The 18,919-nt window shown below is 72.3% G+C and carries 15 protein-coding genes and 1 riboswitch; of the genes, 3 read left to right on the top strand and 12 right to left on the bottom strand.

Annotated features, from left to right (window positions below; genetic code table 11):
• Positions 1–47: 47 nt before the first annotated feature.
• The 5 genes from HWD93_RS14075 to HWD93_RS14055 form a co-directional block, all read right to left on the bottom strand.
• A complete protein-coding gene (locus tag HWD93_RS14075) occupies positions 48–623 on the bottom strand; it encodes an AAA family ATPase (protein ID WP_261647152.1) in 576 nt (191 codons plus the stop codon).
• Between the two features lies 1 nt (position 624).
• A complete protein-coding gene (locus HWD93_RS14070) occupies positions 625–1,446 on the bottom strand; it encodes an energy-coupling factor transporter transmembrane component T (RefSeq protein WP_261647151.1) in 822 nt (273 codons plus the stop codon).
• Positions 1,443–3,137 carry an ABC transporter ATP-binding protein gene (locus tag HWD93_RS14065; RefSeq protein WP_261647150.1) on the bottom strand — a complete coding sequence of 565 codons (1,695 nt, stop codon included), beginning with the start codon at positions 3,135–3,137 and terminating at the stop codon, positions 1,443–1,445. The genes HWD93_RS14070 and HWD93_RS14065 overlap by 4 nt, the downstream gene beginning before the upstream one ends.
• Positions 3,134–3,775 carry an ECF transporter S component gene (locus tag HWD93_RS14060; RefSeq protein ID WP_070416623.1) on the bottom strand — a complete coding sequence of 214 codons (642 nt, stop codon included), beginning with the start codon at positions 3,773–3,775 and terminating at the stop codon, positions 3,134–3,136. The genes HWD93_RS14065 and HWD93_RS14060 overlap by 4 nt, the downstream gene beginning before the upstream one ends.
• Positions 3,772–3,881, bottom strand: a riboswitch (TPP riboswitch). Its footprint overlaps the gene before it by 4 nt.
• Positions 3,882–3,982: 101 nt before the next feature.
• Positions 3,983–4,306: a hypothetical protein gene (locus HWD93_RS14055; protein WP_070416624.1), complete on the bottom strand. Its 324-nt coding sequence runs from the start codon at positions 4,304–4,306 to the stop codon at positions 3,983–3,985.
• Positions 4,307–4,435: 129 nt separating this feature from the next.
• Here HWD93_RS14055 and glgX point away from each other — a divergent pair, with 129 nt between their 5' ends.
• The 3 genes from glgX to treZ are packed head-to-tail and all read left to right on the top strand — an operon-like array spanning position 4,436 to position 10,883.
• Positions 4,436–6,673, top strand: a complete 2,238-nt coding sequence (glgX, locus tag HWD93_RS14050) for a glycogen debranching protein GlgX (protein ID WP_261647149.1) — start codon at positions 4,436–4,438, stop codon at positions 6,671–6,673.
• Positions 6,670–9,132: a malto-oligosyltrehalose synthase gene (gene treY / locus HWD93_RS14045; protein WP_261647148.1), complete on the top strand. Its 2,463-nt coding sequence runs from the start codon at positions 6,670–6,672 to the stop codon at positions 9,130–9,132. Before glgX ends, treY begins: the two co-directional genes overlap by 4 nt.
• The gene (treZ, locus tag HWD93_RS14040; RefSeq protein ID WP_261647147.1) at positions 9,129–10,883 is read left to right on the top strand and encodes a malto-oligosyltrehalose trehalohydrolase; all 1,755 of its coding nucleotides are present in this window, start codon (positions 9,129–9,131) and stop codon (positions 10,881–10,883) included. Before treY ends, treZ begins: the two co-directional genes overlap by 4 nt.
• 349 nt (positions 10,884–11,232) lie before the next feature.
• Here treZ and HWD93_RS14035 read toward each other — a convergent pair whose 3' ends face one another.
• From HWD93_RS14035 to HWD93_RS14005, 7 genes are all read right to left on the bottom strand, one after another.
• Complete coding sequence (locus HWD93_RS14035; protein ID WP_261647146.1) at positions 11,233–12,027, bottom strand: polyprenol monophosphomannose synthase; 795 nt, start codon at positions 12,025–12,027, stop codon at positions 11,233–11,235.
• A 45-nt stretch (positions 12,028–12,072) separates the two neighbouring features.
• Complete coding sequence (locus HWD93_RS19550) at positions 12,073–12,768, bottom strand: class F sortase (protein ID WP_261647145.1); 696 nt, start codon at positions 12,766–12,768, stop codon at positions 12,073–12,075.
• The gene (locus HWD93_RS14025) at positions 12,765–13,916 is read right to left on the bottom strand and encodes a glycosyl hydrolase family 8 (protein ID WP_092384105.1); all 1,152 of its coding nucleotides are present in this window, start codon (positions 13,914–13,916) and stop codon (positions 12,765–12,767) included. The genes HWD93_RS19550 and HWD93_RS14025 overlap by 4 nt, the downstream gene beginning before the upstream one ends.
• Before the next feature lie 93 nt (positions 13,917–14,009).
• Positions 14,010–14,831, bottom strand: coding sequence for a DUF4397 domain-containing protein (locus HWD93_RS14020; protein WP_261647144.1), 822 nt, complete (start codon positions 14,829–14,831; stop codon positions 14,010–14,012).
• Positions 14,832–14,884: 53 nt separating this feature from the next.
• Positions 14,885–16,879, bottom strand: coding sequence for a glycosyltransferase family 39 protein (locus HWD93_RS14015; RefSeq protein ID WP_092384109.1), 1,995 nt, complete (start codon positions 16,877–16,879; stop codon positions 14,885–14,887).
• Positions 16,876–18,378: a glycosyltransferase gene (locus tag HWD93_RS14010; protein WP_092384111.1), complete on the bottom strand. Its 1,503-nt coding sequence runs from the start codon at positions 18,376–18,378 to the stop codon at positions 16,876–16,878. The genes HWD93_RS14015 and HWD93_RS14010 overlap by 4 nt, the downstream gene beginning before the upstream one ends.
• Positions 18,375–18,872 (bottom strand): GtrA family protein, encoded by a 498-nt coding sequence (locus HWD93_RS14005; RefSeq protein ID WP_071295941.1) that lies wholly within the window; start codon positions 18,870–18,872, stop codon positions 18,375–18,377. The genes HWD93_RS14010 and HWD93_RS14005 overlap by 4 nt, the downstream gene beginning before the upstream one ends.
• Positions 18,873–18,919 lie beyond the last annotated feature (47 nt).

The raw sequence follows: 18,919 nt of genomic DNA, 5'->3' as shown, positions 1-18,919 counted from the left end.
GCGCCGCGCCGCACGCCCCGCGCGCGCCGCCCAGCACGCGGAGCGCCCTACGTCTGCAGCACCACGTCCGCCAGCTCCGTCGGCCGCTCGGCAGCGATGAACGCCGCCTCCTGCGCCGCCCACCGGTCCCACTCCCGCGCGAAGGACTCGCCGTCACGTCCGATCGCCCGCTCCCACCGGGTGTCGTCGTCGGCCTCGAGCCACACCCGCAACGACGCGAGCGGCGCCGAGTCCCGGGACAGCGCACCGCACCCCTCGACCACGATCGGCTGCCCGGGGTCGACGGCGGCCCACTCCGCCGGGCGCGAGGTCGCCCAGTCCCACCGTCGGTAGCCGGAGCGTTCCCCGAGGACGTCGGTCACCACGGCCTCCGCGGCGGCCTGCAACCCGTCCCATCCCGGGTAGACGTCGTCGAGGTGGACGACCTGCGCGCCGAGTCGCTCCGCCAGGGAGTCGCCGAGCGTCGTCTTGCCCGTGCCCGACCTGCCGTCGACGAGCACGACGAGGCGCGTGCCGGAGGCGGTCGCGACCCCGGCGGCCGCAGCGGCGAGGCCCTCGACGAGCGAGTCGTCGGGACCGGCCGTACCGTCCGCGCCGCGCGCGCCACCCACGTCGGGTTCCACCTCAGGCACGCCACGTCCCCGCACCCACTGCCACCGCGATGGACACGACGCCGATCCCGACGAGCACGCCGACCATCGCCCACTCCGGCCCCGCGAACCGCACACTCCGCGCCCACGTCCGCCGCCCGGGAGCGCCGAACCCCCGCGACTCCATCGCCACCGCCAGCGTCGTCGCCCGCCGCAGCGCCAGCACGAGCAGCGCGAACGCCATCGACGCGCCGCGCCGCAGCCGTCCGGTGTCCGCGACGCCGCGGGCCCGACGAGCCATACCGAGCTGTCGCCAGTCGTCCCCGAGGAGCGTCATCATCCGGATCGCCGCGAGCGCCCCGAGCACGAACCGTGCCGGCAGCCGCAGGAGCTGCGCGAGCCCGTCCGCGAGGTCGGTCGGGTCCACCCGCACGAACAACGCCACCGCCGGCAGCCCGATCGCCAGGACACGGAGCGCCGTCGCGAGCGCGAGTGCGAGCGACCCGTCGGTGACGTGCGCGAACCCGAGGTCGAACCAGGACCGACCGGACGGCCGCCCGTACAACGCGATGCTCAGCGCGGTCAGCGGCACCGCGACCAGGACCGGCGAGGTCCGCAGCAGCAGGGTGCGGGGCGGGATCCGCAGGAGCGGCAGGAGTAGGAGTTCGAGACCGAGCGCGACCGCCGCGGACACGACGTCGAGGCTCAGCACGAGGCACACGCCGAGTGCGAGGACGCCCAGCAGCGAGGCCACCGGCTGGACGCCGCGGACGCCGCGTGCACGCGTGGTGCGGTCGGGTGGTCCAGGAGGCGCGGCTCGTCCGGGCAGACCGGCCGCGGCCTGGTGCGCGGTCACGGTTGCACCTCCGTGGCCGGGTCGCGCAGGTCGGCGGCCAGCCCGACGGTCGTCGCCCCCGTCGCGCCTGTCGCGCCTGTCGCGCCTGTCGCGCCGAGCACGATCTCGTCCGCGTCGAGCGCGCGGACGAGGTCACGGTCGTGCGTCACGGCGACGATCGCGGTGCCGGAGTCGGCGAGTTCGCCGAGCCGGTCCACCACGGCCTGCCAGGTCGCCCGGTCCTGACCGGAGGTCGGCTCGTCGAGCACGACGACGGGCGGCCGGGAGGCGATGACCGTCCCGATCGCCAACCGCCGCTGCTCACCGCCGGACAGCGTGAAGGGGTTGGCGTCGGCGAGGTGCGCGAGGCCGAACGCGCCGAGGAGTTCGTCGACCCGGGCGTCGACGTCCGCCGCTCCGAGGGCGCGGGGGCCGACGGCCAGCTCCTCGCGCACGGTGCGGGCGACGAACTGGTGCTCGGGGTCCTGGAAGACCGTGCCGATCCGACCGGCCAGCTGCCTGCTCGTCCACGCGGCGGGGGCGTCACCGATGCCGTCGGCGAGTGCCGTGCCCGCGCGGAGCGACCCTGCGGCGGGGTGCAGGAGCCCGGCGAGCGTGAGGCCGAGCGTCGACTTGCCGATGCCGTTCGGCCCGGTGACCGCGAGGACCCGTCCGGCCCGGACGTCGAGGTCGATCCCGCTCCCGACCGGCTGCCGCCTGCCCCGGGCGGTCCCGAGCCCCCGCGCCGCGAGCAGCACCGGGTCCCGATCGCCGAGCGGGCGGAACGCGTGCGGTCCCCCGTTGTCGGCCCCGCGCATTCCGCCCACTCGCGGTCCCGCGGCGCCGAGCGGGCGGATTCCGTCCGGTCCCTCGCCCGCAACCCCGTGCATTTCGCCCGCTCGCGGAGACGTGCGGGTGCCCCGACGCGCCGAACCCCGCTCGGGCTCGGACCCGGGCACCCAGACGCCGGCGGCGGTCAACGCCGGACCGTGTTCGGCGAGCACGTCCGCAGGCGCACCGTCCGCGACGACACCCCCGGCCGGCTCCAGCAGCACGAGTCGGTCGACCAGGTCCAGCCAGGTCCCGATGCGGTGCTCGACGACGAGTAGTGAACACCCGGTCTCATCGAGCAGCGCCCGCACGGCGTCGTGCACCTGCACCACGCCGGAGGGGTCGAGGTTCGCGCAGGGCTCGTCGAGCACGAGGGCACCCGGGCGCATGGCGAGCACGCCCGCGAGCGCCAACCGCTGCCGCTGCCCGCCGGAGAGCATCGTGGTGGACCGGTCGAGCGGCAGGTCGAGCCCGACGACGTCGAGGGCCGACCGGACGCGCTGCCAGATCTCGTCCCGTGGGACGCCGGCGTTCTCGCAGCCGAACGCCACGTCGTCGCCGACGCGGGACATCACCGTGTGCGCCTCGGGGTCCTGCATGACGAGGCCGACGCGCCCGCGGGCCGCGCGCGGTTCGGCACCGTCGACGAGGACCGAGCCCTGGACGGAGGCCGCGGTGTCGTCGGTGGCGTCCGGCTCGTCCGGGAGCACGCCCGCGACCGCCCGCAACAGCGTCGACTTACCGGCGCCCGAGGGGCCGACGATCGCGACCCGCTCCCCCGGCTCGACGGTCAGGTCGACGCCCCGGACGGCCCAGGCGTCACGTTCCGCGTACCGCCAGCCCCAGTCGGAGAAGGTGACCCGCGCGGCTGGCACGGTCACGCGACGGTGCGAGGACCGCGTCTGGAGTGCTCACGGCCCGCCGCGAACGACGACAGGACGCCGGTCGCGGCGAGCGCTCGGACGAGGAACCACGAGCCGACGCCCGCGATCAGCGCACCGGAGACGATGGCCGAGACGACGTAGACGACCTTGAACGCCAGGTCGAGTCCGGGGTACCAGAGGACCGTGTCGTTCAGTCCGAGCGCCAGACCGGCCGCGGCACCGGCGAGCACGACCACCGGCAGGCGGTAGACGCGGTACAGGAAGAGTGCGAGCACCAGCTCGGCTCCGAGGCCCTGCACGAGGCCGGCCTCGAGCGTCAGCCAGCCCCACTGCGTGCCGAGGAGCGCCTCGACCGAGGCGGCCACCATCTCGGCGTAGAGGGCCGCTCCGGGCTTCCGGACGATGATCGCGACGACGGGCCCGGCGAGCAGCCACACCCCGCCGAAGAGCGCCTGCGTGCCGGGGAGCACGAGCGCGGCGACGGCGCTGATCGGCTCGTAGCCGAACTCCCAGAGCTTGAAGACGACACCGATCGCGACGGCGAGCACGCTCGCCACGACGATGTCGACGACCCGCCAGCGCAGCGAGCGCCTGACGGGGGTGGACGGAACAGCAGTGTGCGTGCTCGTGGACATGGCCCTGGACTCCTCCCTGCGCCGGCATGATCCGGATCAGGTTCGACGGTCGGAGCGCCACTCGCTCCCTCTCAGCCCGGCGATCCCGGACTCCCGTGTGTGTCCCGCCATTGTAGACGTGGTCGCGACCCGGTGACGGATCGCGACCACAGGACGTCCTGGAGGCGCGGGGCGGGCCCGCACCGCGCCTCCAGGTCCGTCAGTGGGTCACTTCTTCAGGACGCGGACCAGCTTGCGCAGGACGGTGCCGGTCACCCAGATGACCGGGACGCTCACCGCGAGGAGGGAGATCAGGTTCGGCTCGAACTCGAGGTCCTTGCCGGGGCGTCGGACGTAGGCGCCGATCGGGATGGAGACGGCACCGCCGCCCCCGCCACCGTTGTCGTCGCCGTCCCCGCCCCCACCGAAGCCGAACCAGCCGAGGGACACCGGGATGAGGGTCTGGTCGCCGACCTCGACCGGCTCCCCGTAGTTCGTGGACACGCCGACGGGGCGTACCTTCTCTGCGATCTGCGTGACGATGTTGGCCATGCGCGCGACGCTACTCGCCCGTTCCTCCACAGGCAGAGCTGCCCGCGCATCCGTCCACGGCCGGAGCTTGTCTGCGGACGCGGTCGGCTCCCGCCGATATGTTGGCGGGACCCACACCTGGAGGACCGTTTGCACACCTGGCCCGGCAACCCGTACCCGCTCGGGGCGACCTACGACGGGAGCGGCACGAACTTCGCCCTCTTCAGCGAGGTCGCCGAACGCGTGGAACTCTGTCTCTTCGACGACGACGGGAACGAACAGCGCATCGACCTCGTCGAGGTCGATGCGTACGTCTGGCACGCCTACCTCCCGAACGTCGGCCCCGGGCAGCAGTACGGCTTCCGGGTGCACGGCGAGTACGCCCCCGAGAAGGGGCTCCGCGCCAACGCGAACAAGCTGCTCCTCGACCCGTACGCCAAGGCGACCAGCGGGGACATCGACTGGGACCAGGCGCTCTTCTCGTACACGTTCGGCGACCCGGACTCGACCGACGACCAGGACTCGGCGCCGCACATGATGAAGGGCGTCGTCATCAACCCGTTCTTCGACTGGCAGGGCGACCGGGCTCCTCGGATCCCCTACGGCGAGACGGTGATCTACGAGGCACACGTCAAGGGCCTCACCGAGACGCACCCCGACGTGCCCGAGGAACAGCGCGGGACGTACGCGGGGGTCGCGCACCCGGCCGTGATCGCGCACCTGCAGCGGCTCGGCGTCACCACGCTCGAACTCATGCCCGTGCACCAGTTCGTCAACGACTCGACCCTGCAGGACAAGGGGCTGTCGAACTACTGGGGCTACAACACGATCGGGTTCTTCGCGCCGCACTCGCACTACTCGTCCTCGGGTGACCACGGACAGCAGGTGCAGGAGTTCAAGGCGATGGTCCGCGAACTGCACCGTGCCGGCATCGAGGTCGTCCTCGACGTGGTGTACAACCACACGGCCGAGGGGAACCACCTCGGACCGACGCTGTCCTTCCGCGGGATCGACAACGCCGCCTACTACCGCCTCGTCGAGGACGACAAGCGGTACTACATGGACACCACGGGCACGGGCAACTCGCTCAACGTCGGACACCCGCACTCGCTGCAGCTCATCATGGACTCGCTGCGGTACTGGGTCACCGAGATGCACGTCGACGGCTTCCGCTTCGACCTCGCGGCCGCCCTGGCGCGTGAGTTCTACGAGGTGGACCGGCTGGCGGCGTTCTTCGAACTGGTCCAGCAGGACCCGATCGTGTCCCAGGTGAAGCTGATCGCCGAGCCGTGGGACGTCGGCCCCGGTGGCTACCAGGTCGGCAACTTCCCGCCGCAGTGGTCCGAGTGGAACGGCAAGTACCGCGACACCGTCCGCGACTTCTGGCGGGGAGAGCCGTCCACCCTCGGCGAGTTCGCCTCGCGGATCTCCGGCTCGGCCGACCTGTACGAGCACGACGGCCGCACGCCCAAGGCGAGCATCAACTTCATCACGGCGCACGACGGCTTCACGCTGTACGACCTCGTCGCCTACAACGAGAAGCACAACGAGGCCAACGGCGAGCACAACAACGACGGCGAGAGCCACAACCGGTCGTGGAACTCCGGCGCCGAGGGTCCGACCGACGACGAGTCGATCAACGCCCTGCGGCTGCAGCGCCGACGGAACTTCCTCGCGACGCTGCTGCTCAGCCAGGGTGTCCCGATGATCGCCCACGGTGACGAGCTCGGACGCACGCAGTCCGGCAACAACAACGTGTACGCCCAGGACTCCGCGCTGAGCTGGATCGACTGGGACGCCGCCGACGACGACCTCATCCAGTTCACGGCCGACGTCGTGAAGCTCCGGCACGACCACCCGACGTTCCGCCGCACGCGGTACTTCAACGGGCGTCCGGTCCGCCGCGGTCAGGACGAGCCGCTGCCGGACGTCGTGTGGCTCACGCCCTCCGGCGACGCCATGGAACCCGAGGACTGGGACTCCGGCTTCGGCAAGAGCGTCGGCATGTACCTGAACGGCAACGGGATCCGCGGGCGCGACTCCCGCGGCGAGCGTGTCACCGACGTCGCCTTCATCACGTACTTCAACGCGCACGACGACACCGTGACGTTCACGCTTCCCCCCGAGGAGTACTCGCCGGGCTGGACGGTGCGGATCGACACCGCCGAACCGGGTGCGCGTGACGAGGTCCTCGACGCCGGCACGCCGCTCGACGTCCCGGCACGCTCGATGATCGTGCTGCGGGCCGAGCCCGACCACGAGGTCACGGTGACCCCGGTGGACACCGACTCATCACGACCGGCCACGGCGGCACCGCAGGACGCCGTCACACCGGTGAACCCCGCCGGTGCCACGGCTCCCTCCGCCACGAGCGGCGGCCAGCAGTGACCGCCCGGCGCGTCCCGACCTCGACGTACCGGCTGCAGGTCACGCCGGACTTCGACCTGTCGGCCGCACGCGACGTCGTCGACTACGTGCGCGACCTCGGCGCGGACTGGCTCTACCTCTCCCCGGTGCTGCAGGCCGAGCCCGGGTCCCAGCACGGCTACGACGTCGTCGACCACGGCCACGTCGACACCGAGCGGGGCGGTGACGAGGCGCTCCGAGCGCTCGCCGACGCCGCCCACGCCGTCGGTCTCGGCGTCCTGGTGGACGTCGTACCGAACCACGTCGGTGTGGCCACGCCCGAGGTGAACCCGTGGTGGTGGTCCCTGCTCGAGCACGGCCAGGGGTCCACCGTCGCCTGGGCCTTCGACGTCGACTGGGACGCCGGGGACGGCAAGCTCCGCGTCCCGGTGCTCGACGATCGACTGCTCGACGCGGTCGAACTCCGTGACGGCACGCTGTACCTGGGCGACACGGCCTACCCGACCGCCCCGGGCACGGTGCACGACGGCGACTCGGTGGCCGACGTCCACGCCCGGCAGCACTACGAGTTCGTCCACTGGAAGCGCGCCGACCACGAGCTGAACTACCGGCGCTTCTTCGCGGTGAACACGCTCGCGGCGATCCGGGTCGAGGAACCCGAGGTCTTCGCGGCCTCCCACGGCACGATCGGCGCGTGGTTCCGCGACGGCCTCGTCGACGGACTCCGCATCGACCACCCCGACGGGCTGTACGACCCCGCCGGCTACCTGCAGGAACTCGCGGCGCTCACCGACGGCGCCTACACGCTCGTCGAGAAGATCCTCGAGCCGGGCGAGGAACTCCCCGCGAGCTGGCCGGTCGACGGCACCACCGGCTACGACGCCCTCGGCGTGCTCGACCGGGTGTTCATCGACCCCGCCGGCGAGGACTCGCTGACCGCGGCGTCCGGGGCCGAGCCGACCGACTGGCAGCAGTTGACGCACGACACCCGTCGCGGCATCGCGGACGGCATCCTCGGCAGCGAGGTCGAGCGGCTCGCGCGGCTGCTCGGCCCCGGCACCGGCAGCGCTGCGTCCGCACCGCTCCCCCACGAGCGGATCGTCGACGCGGTCGCCGAGATCGTCGCCTCGTTCGACGTGTACCGGACGTACCTGCCCGAGGGCGCGCACCACCTCATCGACGCCCTCGAAGGTGCGGCCTCGGCGCGGCCGGACCTCGACGACGTCATCGACCGGATCGCCCCGGCGCTGGTCGACCCCGCGAACGCCGCGGCGATCCGCCTGCAGCAGACGAGCGGCATGGTGATGGCGAAGGGCGTCGAGGACACCGCGTTCTACCGGACCTCCCGCCTGACGTCCCTGAGCGAGGTCGGCGGCGACCCGAGCGTGTTCTCGGTGTCGGTCCGTGCCTTCCACCAGGCGCAGCGCGACCGGCTCGGCAGCTGGCCGCACACGATGACGACCCTCACGACGCACGACACCAAGCGCAGCGAGGACACCCGCGCGCGCATCGCCGTGCTCGCCGAGCTCGGGCACGAGTGGGCGTCGACGCTCGAACGCCTGCAGTCCCTCGCCCCGCTCGAGGACGCCGTGCTGGCCGACCTGCTCTGGCAGGCGATCGTCGGCGCGCGCCCGGCAAGCCGAGAACGCCTGCACGCCTACGCCGAGAAGGCCTCCCGCGAAGCCGGCGACAGCACCACGTGGACGGCTCCGGACGAGGACTTCGAACGCCGCATGCACGCGCTCGTCGACGCCGCGTTCGACGACCCGGCCGTGGTCGCCGTGCTCGATGCGCTCGACGAACGGATCGACGCCGCCGGGTGGTCGAACGGGCTCGGACAGAAGCTCGTGCAGCTCACCGCACCCGGGGTGCCGGACGTCTACCAGGGCACCGAGTTCTGGGACCGCTCGCTCGTCGACCCGGACAACCGTCGCCCGGTGGACTACACCGAGCGTCGGCACGTCCTGGCCGAACTCGACGGCCCGGAAGACGACGGCCCCGAACGGCTCCCCGACGTCGGGCTCGACGGTGCGGCGAAGCTCCTGGTGACGAGTCGTGCGCTCCGTGTGCGGCGCGACCACCCGGAGCTCTTCACCCGGTACCTCGCGCTCGAGGCGACCGGCAGCGCGGCGGACCACGTGATCGCGTTCGACCGTGGGGGCGCGGTCACGATCGCGACGCGCCTGCCGATCGGGCTCGAGCGGGTCGGCGGATGGGGCGACACCCTCGTGCACGCCGTGCCCCAGGACCGCGTGGACCTCCTCACCGGCCGCAGCGTGCCGGCCGGCCGGGGCATCGCCCTCGCCGAACTGCTCACCGACTACCCCGTCGCACTGCTCGTGCCGGCGCACGTGGCCGAGGCGACGGACCACGGCACGGAGACCCACGCCGACAGCGGGGCGCCCGCCGACAGCGGCTCCGGCTCTGCCGGTGAGTCCGACGCGCAGGCCGAGATCGACATCCTGGAGGGTCACGCATGACCGCACCCGACCGCTACGCCGTCTGGGCGCCGACACCGGAGCGCGTGCGCCTCGTGGTCGACGGCACCGAGTACCCGCTGACCCGCGGCACCGACGACTGGTGGACGACCGATGCGATCGTCCCCGTCGTCGGAGCCCGCTACGGCTTCCGCATCGGCGACGACGACGCGGTGCGGCCCGATCCGCGCAGCCGCTTCCAGCCCGAGGGGGTGCACGGCCCGTCCGAGGTCGTCGACCCCGCACGGTTCTCGTGGACGGACGACGCGTGGACCGGGCGTCCGGCACGCGGCGGCGTGATCTACGAGATGCACGTCGGCACCTACACGCCCGAGGGCACGCTCGACGCCGCGGCGGCGAAGCTCGACCACCTCGTCGAGCTCGGCGTGGAGTTCGTCGAGCTCCTGCCCGTCAACGCGGTGAACGGCGAGTGGAACTGGGGCTACGACGGCGTCGGCTGGTTCGCGGTGCACGCCCCGTACGGCGGCCCGGACGCGTACGACCGCTTCGTCGACCGTGCGCACGCACTCGGCCTCGGGGTCATCCAGGACGTCGTGTACAACCACCTCGGGCCGAGCGGCAACTACCTGCCGCTGTACGGGCCGTACCTGCTGCAGGGGCTCGGCAACACCTGGGGCGACTCGGTGAACGTCGAACACCCCGAGGTCCGTCGGTACGTGCTCGACAACGTCCGGATGTGGTTCCGCGACCACCACGTCGACGGGCTCCGGCTCGACGCCGTGCACGCCCTGCGGGACACCACCCGCCCGCACGTGCTGCAGGCGATGGCCTCCGAGACGGACGCGTACTCCGCCTTCGTCGGGCGGCCGCTCTCGCTCATCGCGGAGTCCGACCTCAACGACCCGATCATGTTCCGCCCGCAGGAGGCCTCGGGCTACGGCCTCGCCGGGCAGTGGTCGGACGACTTCCACCACGCGGTCCACGTCGCGCTGACGGGCGAGACGAACGGCTACTACGCCGACTTCGCACCGCTCTCGGCGCTGGCGAAGGTCCTCGAGCACGGGTTCTTCCACGACGGCACGTGGTCGTCGTTCCGGGGGAAGCGGCACGGGCGACCGATCGACCGCGGGACCTCGCCGACGACGGCCCTCGTCGTCGCGAACCAGAACCACGACCAGATCGGCAACCGTGCCGCGGGCGACCGTCTCGCGGCGACCGTGAGCGACGAGGGTCTCGTGATCGCCGCGGCCCTGACGCTGCTCGGCCCGTTCACGCCGATGCTCTTCATGGGCGAGGAGTTCGCCGCCTCGACCCCGTGGCAGTTCTTCACGTCGCACCCCGAACCGGAGCTCGGCAAGGCCACGGCCGAGGGTCGCATCAAGGAGTTCGCCGAGCACGGCTGGGACGAGTCGGCCGTGCCGGACCCACAGGACCCGACGACGTTCACGAACTCGAAGCTCGACTGGTCGGACGTCGATTCCGAGCGGGGTGCGGCGATCCTCCGGGCCTACCGCGTGCTCGTCGCCCTGCGGCGGACCGACCAGGCCTTCGTCGACCAGCGGTACGAGGCGAACGCCGTGCGCTGCAGCGAGGACCGGCGCTGGCTCGTGCTCACGCGCGGGTTGCTCGGCCCGGACGCCCGGCCGGTGCACGTCGTGGTGAACTTCCTCGACGACGCGGCCGAGGTGCCCGTCCCCGGCGCCACCGGCGAGGAGCTCTACCGCTTCGGCGAGGCCGACGTCGCGACGGACTGCGTCCGCTTCACGGGGCGGGGTGTCGTCGTCCTGCGCTGACCAGCGCGAAGCAGACCAGCCCGAAGCCGATCAGCGCGAACCGAACGGCCCGTGGCGACTCCGCCACGGGCCGTTCGTCTGCCCGCCCGCACTCCTCGCCGGGCCTGCCTCGCCCCTCGACGGGCGCCTCCGCGAAAGCGACAGACACCCGCCGTCGTCGTCCGGGAACCTGTCGCTGTGCCGCCACGAACGGCGGACGGATCCGCACGGGGTCGCTTTCGCGCCACGCGGACGCGCCACGCGGACGCGACGCGACCGCGACCGCGACCACGGACGCGCCGCGACCACGGACGGACCGGAGGCGCGGTGCCAGCCGGCACCGCGCCTCCACGAAGCCGTCAGCAGCCCGTCAGGCCGCGTGGTCGGCGACCGCGTGCGCGTTCGCCCGCACCGACGGCAGTCGGCGGTGGTCCTTGACGAGGGACCGGGCCTCACGGATGCGCCGGTCGATGCCCCACTTCGTGACGAGGGTGAGGCTCTCGCGGACGATGTTGCCGCTCATCTTCGAGACGCCGAACTCCCGCTCGGTGAACGTGATCGGGGTCTCGACGACGCGCAGACCGGCCTCGAGCGCGCGCCAGCAGAGGTCCACCTGGAAGCAGTAGCCCTTCGAGGCCACGCCGGCGAGGTCGATGCGCTCGAACGCCCGCGAGGTGAACACCCGGAACCCGCCGGTCGCGTCACGCACCGCGATGCCGAGCGCGAGGCGCGTGTAGAGGTTGCCGCCGCGCGAGAGGAGCTCGCGGTACCAGGGCCAGTTCTCCACGGCGCCGCCCTTGATCCAGCGCGAGCCGAGGACGAGGTCGTTCGTGTCGGCGAGCTCGATCATCCAGGGCAGGTACTCGGGGTGGTGCGAGCCGTCCGCGTCCATCTCGACGAGCTTGTCGTACCCGTGATCGAGGCCCCAGGCGAACCCGGCGAGGTACGCACCGCCGAGGCCGTCCTTCACGGTGCGGTGCATCACGTGCACCCGGTCGGTCTCACGCGCGATCTGGTCGGCGATGTCGCCGGTGCCGTCCGGGGAGTTGTCGTCCACGACGAGCACGTGCACGTCGGCGTCGGTGGCCGCCAGGGTGCGCTCGACGATGGGGCGGACGTTCTCCGCCTCGTCGTAGGTCGGGATGATGACCAGTGTCGTGCTCATGGTGCTCCTTGCGCTTGACATCGAAGATATCGGCCGGTCGCTGCGTCAGTCCGACGAGAGGTCTGCGAACACGATCAGATTGTCCGTGTAATGACCTGTGGCCGTGTCGAACGTGCCGTCACACGTGATGAGGCGCAGCTGGGGTGTGGGGGCGGTGCCGTAGACGTCGCTCGTGGGGAACGCCGACTTCGCCGCCCGTTCGGACCGGTCCACCGTGAAGGTGCGGGTGGAGCCGTCGGACATGGCGACGTGGACCTCGTCACCGGGGACCAGTTCGTCGAGCCGGAAGAAGACGGCTGCGGCGGTGGGGCTGTCGACGTGCCCGGCGATGACGGCGGGGCCGACCTCACCCGGGACGATGCCGTCGCTGAACCACCCGGCGCTGTCCCAGTCCTTCGGAGGGTCGAGTTCGCCGGCGGCGCCGCGGTGGAGGTCCTCGAGCGACGATGACACCCCGATGGCGGGGATGGTCACGCGGACCGGGGTGGCGTCGGACCGTGCGGCGGGGGCTGCCGGGTCCTGGAAGCCGTCGGTCGCGCTCCCGGCCGCGGGTGCCGCAGTGGCCGACGATCCGGCGGTCGGCGAGGAGGACCCGGCCACCCTCGGTCCCCCGGTCCCGTTGGTGGCCGCGACCGCGACGCCGGTGACCCCGCCCACCACGAGCACCCCGGCCACGACGGCCCCGACGAGGACGCCGCGCCGCCGTGGTCCGCCACCATCGGCCCGCCGCCGCCCGCTCACGACGCACCCCCGGCACGCGTCGCGCACCCGCCGAGCACGTCGGACGTGAGCATCGTCGCGCCGAGCGCCGCCCACGCGTCCCCGTAGTACGTCGGCGTCGTCGCAGCCGTCCGGTCCGCCCGGCGCAGGTCCGTCGCCGCCGCTGCAGACTGCCCGGAGGCCTGCTCCGCCGCAGCCCGCGCCACGTACGCCAGCGCGTTCGTGTCACCCGTCACGGCCGTCCCGCCGAGGTCGAGCTGTGCTGCCAACTGCGTCTGCCGCCGGAGCGTCGGCGCGATCGACCCCGCCAGGGACCGGTCCTGCGCGGCGCAGGCCTCGGCGTACCGGAGCGGCAGCCGCATCGCGTCGTACCCGTACAGCACCCGGTCGTCCCCGCCGGTCGCGGGCATCGGGTCGACCGTGCCGTCGGCGTGCACCTGGGACCAGTCACTCGGCAGGTCGGACCCGGCGAGCACGGCCCGCGTGACCGCTCGCGACCCGGAGCCGAGCGCCTTCCATCGGTCGTCGCCGGTCGCCTTCGCCAGCACGTCGTACGCCGCCGGTGACGCGTACGAGGCGTCGTACCGGTACGGCTCGGAGTCGGCCCACGGCCCGGGCAGCAGGATCGTCCCGAGCTCGGTCGTGGCGGTCTCGTGCTCGAGGATCGCGGACGCCATGGTCTTCCCCGCCGTGGTGTACCGGGGCTCGTCCCACGAGGACCCGGCGAGCACGAGTGCCCTGGCGGCGTCGAGGTCGGCGTCGCTCGCGGATTGCCCGTCGGCGATGCCGTCGTCCGGCGTCCACCGCCACGCGAGCAGGTGGTCATCGGTGAGCAGGTGCCGCTTCGTCCACGTCCAGATCTCGCCGAAGCGGTCACGGTCGCCGTTCGCGTAGGCGATCAGGAGCCCGTAGGCCTGCCCCTCGCTGACGGTGTCGCCGCCCTGGTCGGTGCGGACGACGCGGCCGTCCTGCACGTACCGGTCGAGGAAGTCCGTCCGCAGCTGCTCCGGCGAGCGCGCTGCGTCCGGCGCCGCCGAGGACGTCGGGGTCGACGCACCTCCGGCCTCCGGCTGCGAGGCGCCCCACGGGCGCACCGCGACGAGCGCGATGCCGAGCGCGACGAGCACCGCGCCTGCGGCGGTCACGGGGATCCAGGTCCTGCGGGTCATGCGGCCTGCCTTCCTGACTGGGTGCGGTGTGGGACGGGAGGCGCGGATCACGCGGGCGGATCCGCTGGGGTGATCCGCGCCTCCGGTCCGGCGTCAGCGGAACAGCGAGCGGAGCGTCGCGATCAGCTCGTGGGTGGCCTGCTCGACCGGGTCGGCGGCCGCGCCGCCACCACCGGTCTGCACCCCGCCGGACGGCGTGGACGCCGTGGCTGCCGCGTCCGTGACGGGCACGACCGTGAGGTCGCCCTTGCTGTCGTCGAGCACGAACAGCGTCGAGACGGTGTTGCCCGCGAGGTCGACCTTCGCCGTGCCCCGCTGCCCGCTGCCGGAGACGTCGAGCGTCCACTTGCCGGCGCCGACGGTGGCGTACTTCGTGGCGGTGCCGAAGGCGGCGTCCTCGGCGACGGCGGTCCCCTCGGAGGTGCTCACGTCGACCGACTTCGCGGTGGTCGCGGCCTGCACGAGCCGGAGCTTCGCCTTGCCGTCACCGGGCTGCTGGAGGTCGTCGGTGAACGCGGTCGTCTTGAGCCCCGAGTTCTTGCCGTAGGCGACGACGGTGCTCGCGTCGCCCTTGTCGACCGTGACGTCGGTGGAGATGACCGGGGTCGAGTCGGGGGCGTCGGCGGCGCGCATCGACAGGACGTAGGTGCCGACCGGGAGCTCCTGGTACGGGCTGACCTGGCCGTAGGTGACGTCGTCGAGCTCGAAGACCGTCTTGCCGCCGGCGAGGCTCGACAGCTCGACGTCGACGCCCTTCGTGTCCGGGGAGAGGTGGCCGACGCGGAGCCAGCCCTGGTCGCTCGAGGTGGCGGCGGGTGTGGCGGCGGTCGCTGCTTGCGGCGCGAGGCCGACGGCTGCGGCGACGAGGCTCGTGGCGAGGGCGCCGACGAGGAGGGTGCGACGAGGTGCGGGCATGGTGGTGCTCCTTCTGGTCGTGGTTCGGGTCTGGTGCGTGGGTGCGGCGGCGGTCACGAGGCGCTCGTCGCGGTCGTGGTCGGGTCGGCGGGGGCGTAGACGATGGTCAGGCGCGACCCGTCCCGCTCGACCGAGTCGGGTCGGAACCCGCTGGCCATGGCGTCGAGGGTGGCCTCGACGCGGGACGCCTCGGCGTTCCCCGGGGCCTGCAGGACGACCCGGCGGAAGGGCTGCCCGGTCTCGCCGGACACCGGCGTGAACCGGTCGACCTCGACGAACCCGTCGGCGAGGACCTGCCCGAGCGCGATCATCGCCCGCGAGTCCACCTGCCCGGCGCGGAACTGCGACTTCGTGCCCTCGTCGGCGAAGAGCGCCGGGTTCGAGGCGAGCTCGGTCCCCATCGTCTTCCGGAGGTCGGTCGCGCGGGTGATGGCGGCCTCGGCGGCCGTCGACCCCTCGGCGTGGATGCGTCGGACGTCGACCCGCTGGTTGCCGGTGCCGAACGCGGCGACGGTCGTCGAGTTCTCGATCGCCTGGCGGATGTCCGACGACGAGTTGCCGCCGGTGCGCATGGAGTCCGTCGTGACGACGTAGTCCGAGTCCTTCCAGCCGTTCGGCGACTGGCGTTCGACCGCAGCGTCGGTGTCGAGCTTGTAGTACCAGATGACGTTGTTCCGGGCGAAGCCGTCCTGCACGAGGTCGACCCACATGGCGTCGTCCACGAGCAGCCGCGAGGACTTCGGGACGTTGTCACCGACCCACTGCTCGGCCTGCTGCATCGGCAGGTCGAGGTTGCCGAGCACGAACCCGCGCAGCTGCGTCCCCCAGAGCGGGAGTGCGACGAGGAGTGCCGCGGACGTCACGACCGCCCACGTGGTGCCGAGGCCCCGGCGGACGACGGCCCGCGCATCGGTCCCCGAGGTCCCGCGCAAGCGGCCGAGCACGGCGAGGACGGCACGTTCGGCGGTGTAGGCGACGAGGAGCGCGGCGAACGGGATGAGCATGATCACGTACGGCACGGGCAGGTACCCGTTCGGGCGGAACATCATGAGCAGCAGGAACACGAGCATCGCCGCGATCGGGCGTACCCGGCGGAGGAACAGCCCGACGAACGCTGCGGCCGAGCCGAGCACGATGAACACCGGGTCGAGCGCCCACCACTGCGCGGCGGCCTCGTTCGCGAGGCTCCCCGCGTCGAAGACCGATCCGCTGGCCGCCCGGGAACCGAGCTGGTAGGTGATGCCCTCGAAGAGGCTGACCCGACCGGTGCCGGGCAGGAGCTCGCCCTTCACCGCGGCGAGCAGCAGGTAGCCGCCACCGATCACGGCGAGCACGGCCCCGGCGACGCTGAGCGTGTACCGGCGAGTGCTCCGGTCGGCCCGGCGCACCGCGATCCAGATGAGGAACGGCAGGGCGAGCAGGTACGTCTCCTTCGAGAGCACCGCGATGCCGAGGCACGCAGCGGCACCCGCGAAGCCGGCGAGCTGCTGGCGACGGCTGAGCACGAGGACGAACGCGGCGAGGAGCCACGGCGTCGCGACGTTGTCGATGTAGACCGTGCGGTGGTACTGCAGGGCCAGGGGCGACAGCGCGAACACGAGGCCCGCGACCGCCGCGGTGGCACGGCCGGCACCGAGTCGGCGGGCGAGGACGAACAGCAGGATGCTCGACACGGCGGCGAAGAACACCATCGCCTCGCGCCCGGCCTCGACGGCGAACGGGTAGCGCGCGAACGCCCCGGTCAGCGAGGTGTACCCGGCGATCTGGATCCAGCCCAGCGGCGGGTGGTCGTACCAGTACGTGTAGTGGGTGATCTCGCCGAGGTGCGTGATCGCCCAGGCCTGGGCGGTGTACGTGCCCTCGTCGTCGATCCGCTGGGGCGTGCCGGACATGTTCCACGACTGCACGACGACGGTCACGGCGAGGACGGGGAGGAGCCAGCCGAGGCTCGCGGCGTGCCGGCGGAACCAGGCGCCGACGCCGGAGCGCTGGCGGGCGACGGCGCCCCGGATCGGGATGCCGGTGGTGTCGGTGATGCTGGCGGTCATCGGGTCCCTCCGGTGGTCGACGCGACGAGTTCACGGTCGTCCGAGCGGTCGTCCGCCCGGTCGGTGGTCACGGCGTTCGCGAAGCCGACGACCTCGGCCGACTCCCCGGCCGTGCGGTGCTGCCCGGTGTGCTCGGTCTTCTCCCACCCGTTCTGCCCCTTGGCGTGCCGGACCACGGCCCGGACCGCCGCCGCGGCGAGGAAGATCTGGTACGGCACGAGGCCGAGCACGAGCTTCACGTAGTCGCGGATCCGGACCTTCTCCTTGTAGAGCCGACCGAACTCGTTGAGGCCGACGACCTCGACGGCGAGCAGCATGAGCGTCGGGGCGACGGGCACGAACGACACGAGGGCGATCGCCGTCGGCACCTTGACGAACAGGATCATCAGGACGCTGAGCGGGATGAGCAGCCCGGTGGCCGCCTGGATGAACGGCATCGTCAGCATGTAGCGGGCGAAGAACCGCTGGCGGAACGACGGGAGCTTCTTCCACTCCCCCTTGCCGAGCACCTGCAGGAAGCCCTGGTTCCACCGGGTCCGCTGCTTGAGCAGGGAGGCGAAGGTGGGCGGGGTCTCCTCGCGGGTGACGGCCTCGGGGCTGTAGGCGACGACGACCTTGGCACCGTCGGCGGAGAGCCGGACGCCGAGCTCGCAGTCCTCGGCGAGGCAGTGCGCGTCCCAGCCGTTCGACCAGTCCAGGCGTTCCTTCGTCACGAAGACGGTGTTGCCGCCGAGCGGGATGAACTTCGACCCGGCGTGGAAGTGCAGGCGCGAGCGGAACCAGAAGTAGTACTCGAGCACGTTCCGGAGCGACCACCAGCTCGACTTGAAGTTCATCAGCTGCACGCCGCCCTGCACGACGTCGGCGTCGGTCTCCTGGAAGCGCGAGTCGACCAGGGAGAGCAGCCGCGGGTAGACCTCGTCCTCGGCGTCGAACACGCCGACGATGTCGCCCGTCGCGTACTGGAGCGCGAGGTTCATCGCCTTCGGCTTGTTCTTCGGCGCGGTGTCGTCGACGACGACCGTGATGAGCCCGGGGTGCCGGGCCGCGGCGGCACGCACGACGGCGTCCGTCTCGGGGTCGTCCTCGCCGACGATCGCGATGATCTCGAAGTCCGGGTGGTCCTGCTTCGCGAGCATGTCGAGCGTCTCCCCCATGACGTCCTGCTCGTGGCGGCCGGGGACCAGCAGCGTGAACCGGTGCGCCGCCGGGCGCGGGGTCTGGCTGAAGCTCGTCGACTTGAGCGCGTCGCGCGAGCGCCAGGCGTGCAGCATCCACCACAGCGTGGTGAGCGCGATGATCGTGAGCAGCACGGAGATCGCGATGAGGGCCGAGTACCCGACCCACTCGCCGACCGACCAGGCGGCCTGCGGGAGCTGACCCGAGCCTCCTGTCGGGACGTCGGTCGTGCCGCGGTTCGGGACGCTCGACGGAGCCGTCCCCTCGTTCGGCTGGAGCAGCGGCCCTGCGGCCGTCCACAGCGTGGCGGAGATGGTCATTCGGCGAGCTCCTTCGCGTGAGCGTCGGTGGAACGGAAGACGAGGGCCTTGTACGCGGCGAACCGGAACGCGGTGCCGAGCACGAGACCCACCCCGTTGCCGGCGACGTTGTCGGCGAGGGTGGAGGTGAAACCGAGGACGTAGTGCGAGACGAACAGGCACGCGGCGGCGATGCCGAGACCGATGAGGTTGGTGACGGCGAAGAGGAGACCCTCGCGGAGGGTCTCTCGGCGGCCGGTCTGCCGCTCGGCCCGGAACGTGATGAACCGGTTGCCGATCCAGGCCACGGCCGTGGAGACGACGGCGGAGACGATCTTGGCGGCGATGGGCCCGTCGGGCATCACGGTCGCGCGGAGGAGGTTGTAGACGCCGAGGTCGATGACGAAGCAGACGGCGCCGATGCTGCCGAAGGAGACGAGTTGCCGCGCGAGCACCACCAGGCGCGCGACGGCCGCGCGCGGAGGGACGGGTACCGCGCCGGTTGCGGATGGCACCACAACGGGGGTATCGGTTCGGGTCATGCCCCCGATTCGGGGGGCTT

It is taken from the genome of Curtobacterium sp. C2H10 (assembly GCF_025407985.1).
Taxonomy (GTDB): Bacteria; Actinomycetota; Actinomycetes; order Actinomycetales; family Microbacteriaceae; genus Curtobacterium.
Note: the sequence above shows the minus strand (reverse complement) of the source record. Positions and strands in the feature narration are given on the sequence as shown.

Bases quoted from the DNA above. Each gene is read 5' to 3' on its own strand.
- HWD93_RS14025 (WP_092384105.1), bottom strand. From the start codon at position 13,916: ATGACCCGCAGGACCTGGATCCCCGTGACCGCCGCAGGCGCGGTGCTC.
- HWD93_RS14015 (WP_092384109.1), bottom strand. From the start codon at position 16,879: ATGACCGCCAGCATCACCGACACCACCGGCATCCCGATCCGGGGCGCC.
- HWD93_RS14010 (WP_092384111.1), bottom strand. From the start codon at position 18,378: ATGACCATCTCCGCCACGCTGTGGACGGCCGCAGGGCCGCTGCTCCAG.
- treZ (WP_261647147.1), top strand. From the start codon at position 9,129: ATGACCGCACCCGACCGCTACGCCGTCTGGGCGCCGACACCGGAGCGC.
- HWD93_RS14020 (WP_261647144.1), bottom strand. From the start codon at position 14,831: ATGCCCGCACCTCGTCGCACCCTCCTCGTCGGCGCCCTCGCCACGAGC.
- HWD93_RS14060 (WP_070416623.1), bottom strand. From the start codon at position 3,775: ATGTCCACGAGCACGCACACTGCTGTTCCGTCCACCCCCGTCAGGCGC.
- HWD93_RS14055 (WP_070416624.1), bottom strand. From the start codon at position 4,306: ATGGCCAACATCGTCACGCAGATCGCAGAGAAGGTACGCCCCGTCGGC.
- HWD93_RS14035 (WP_261647146.1), bottom strand. From the start codon at position 12,027: ATGAGCACGACACTGGTCATCATCCCGACCTACGACGAGGCGGAGAAC.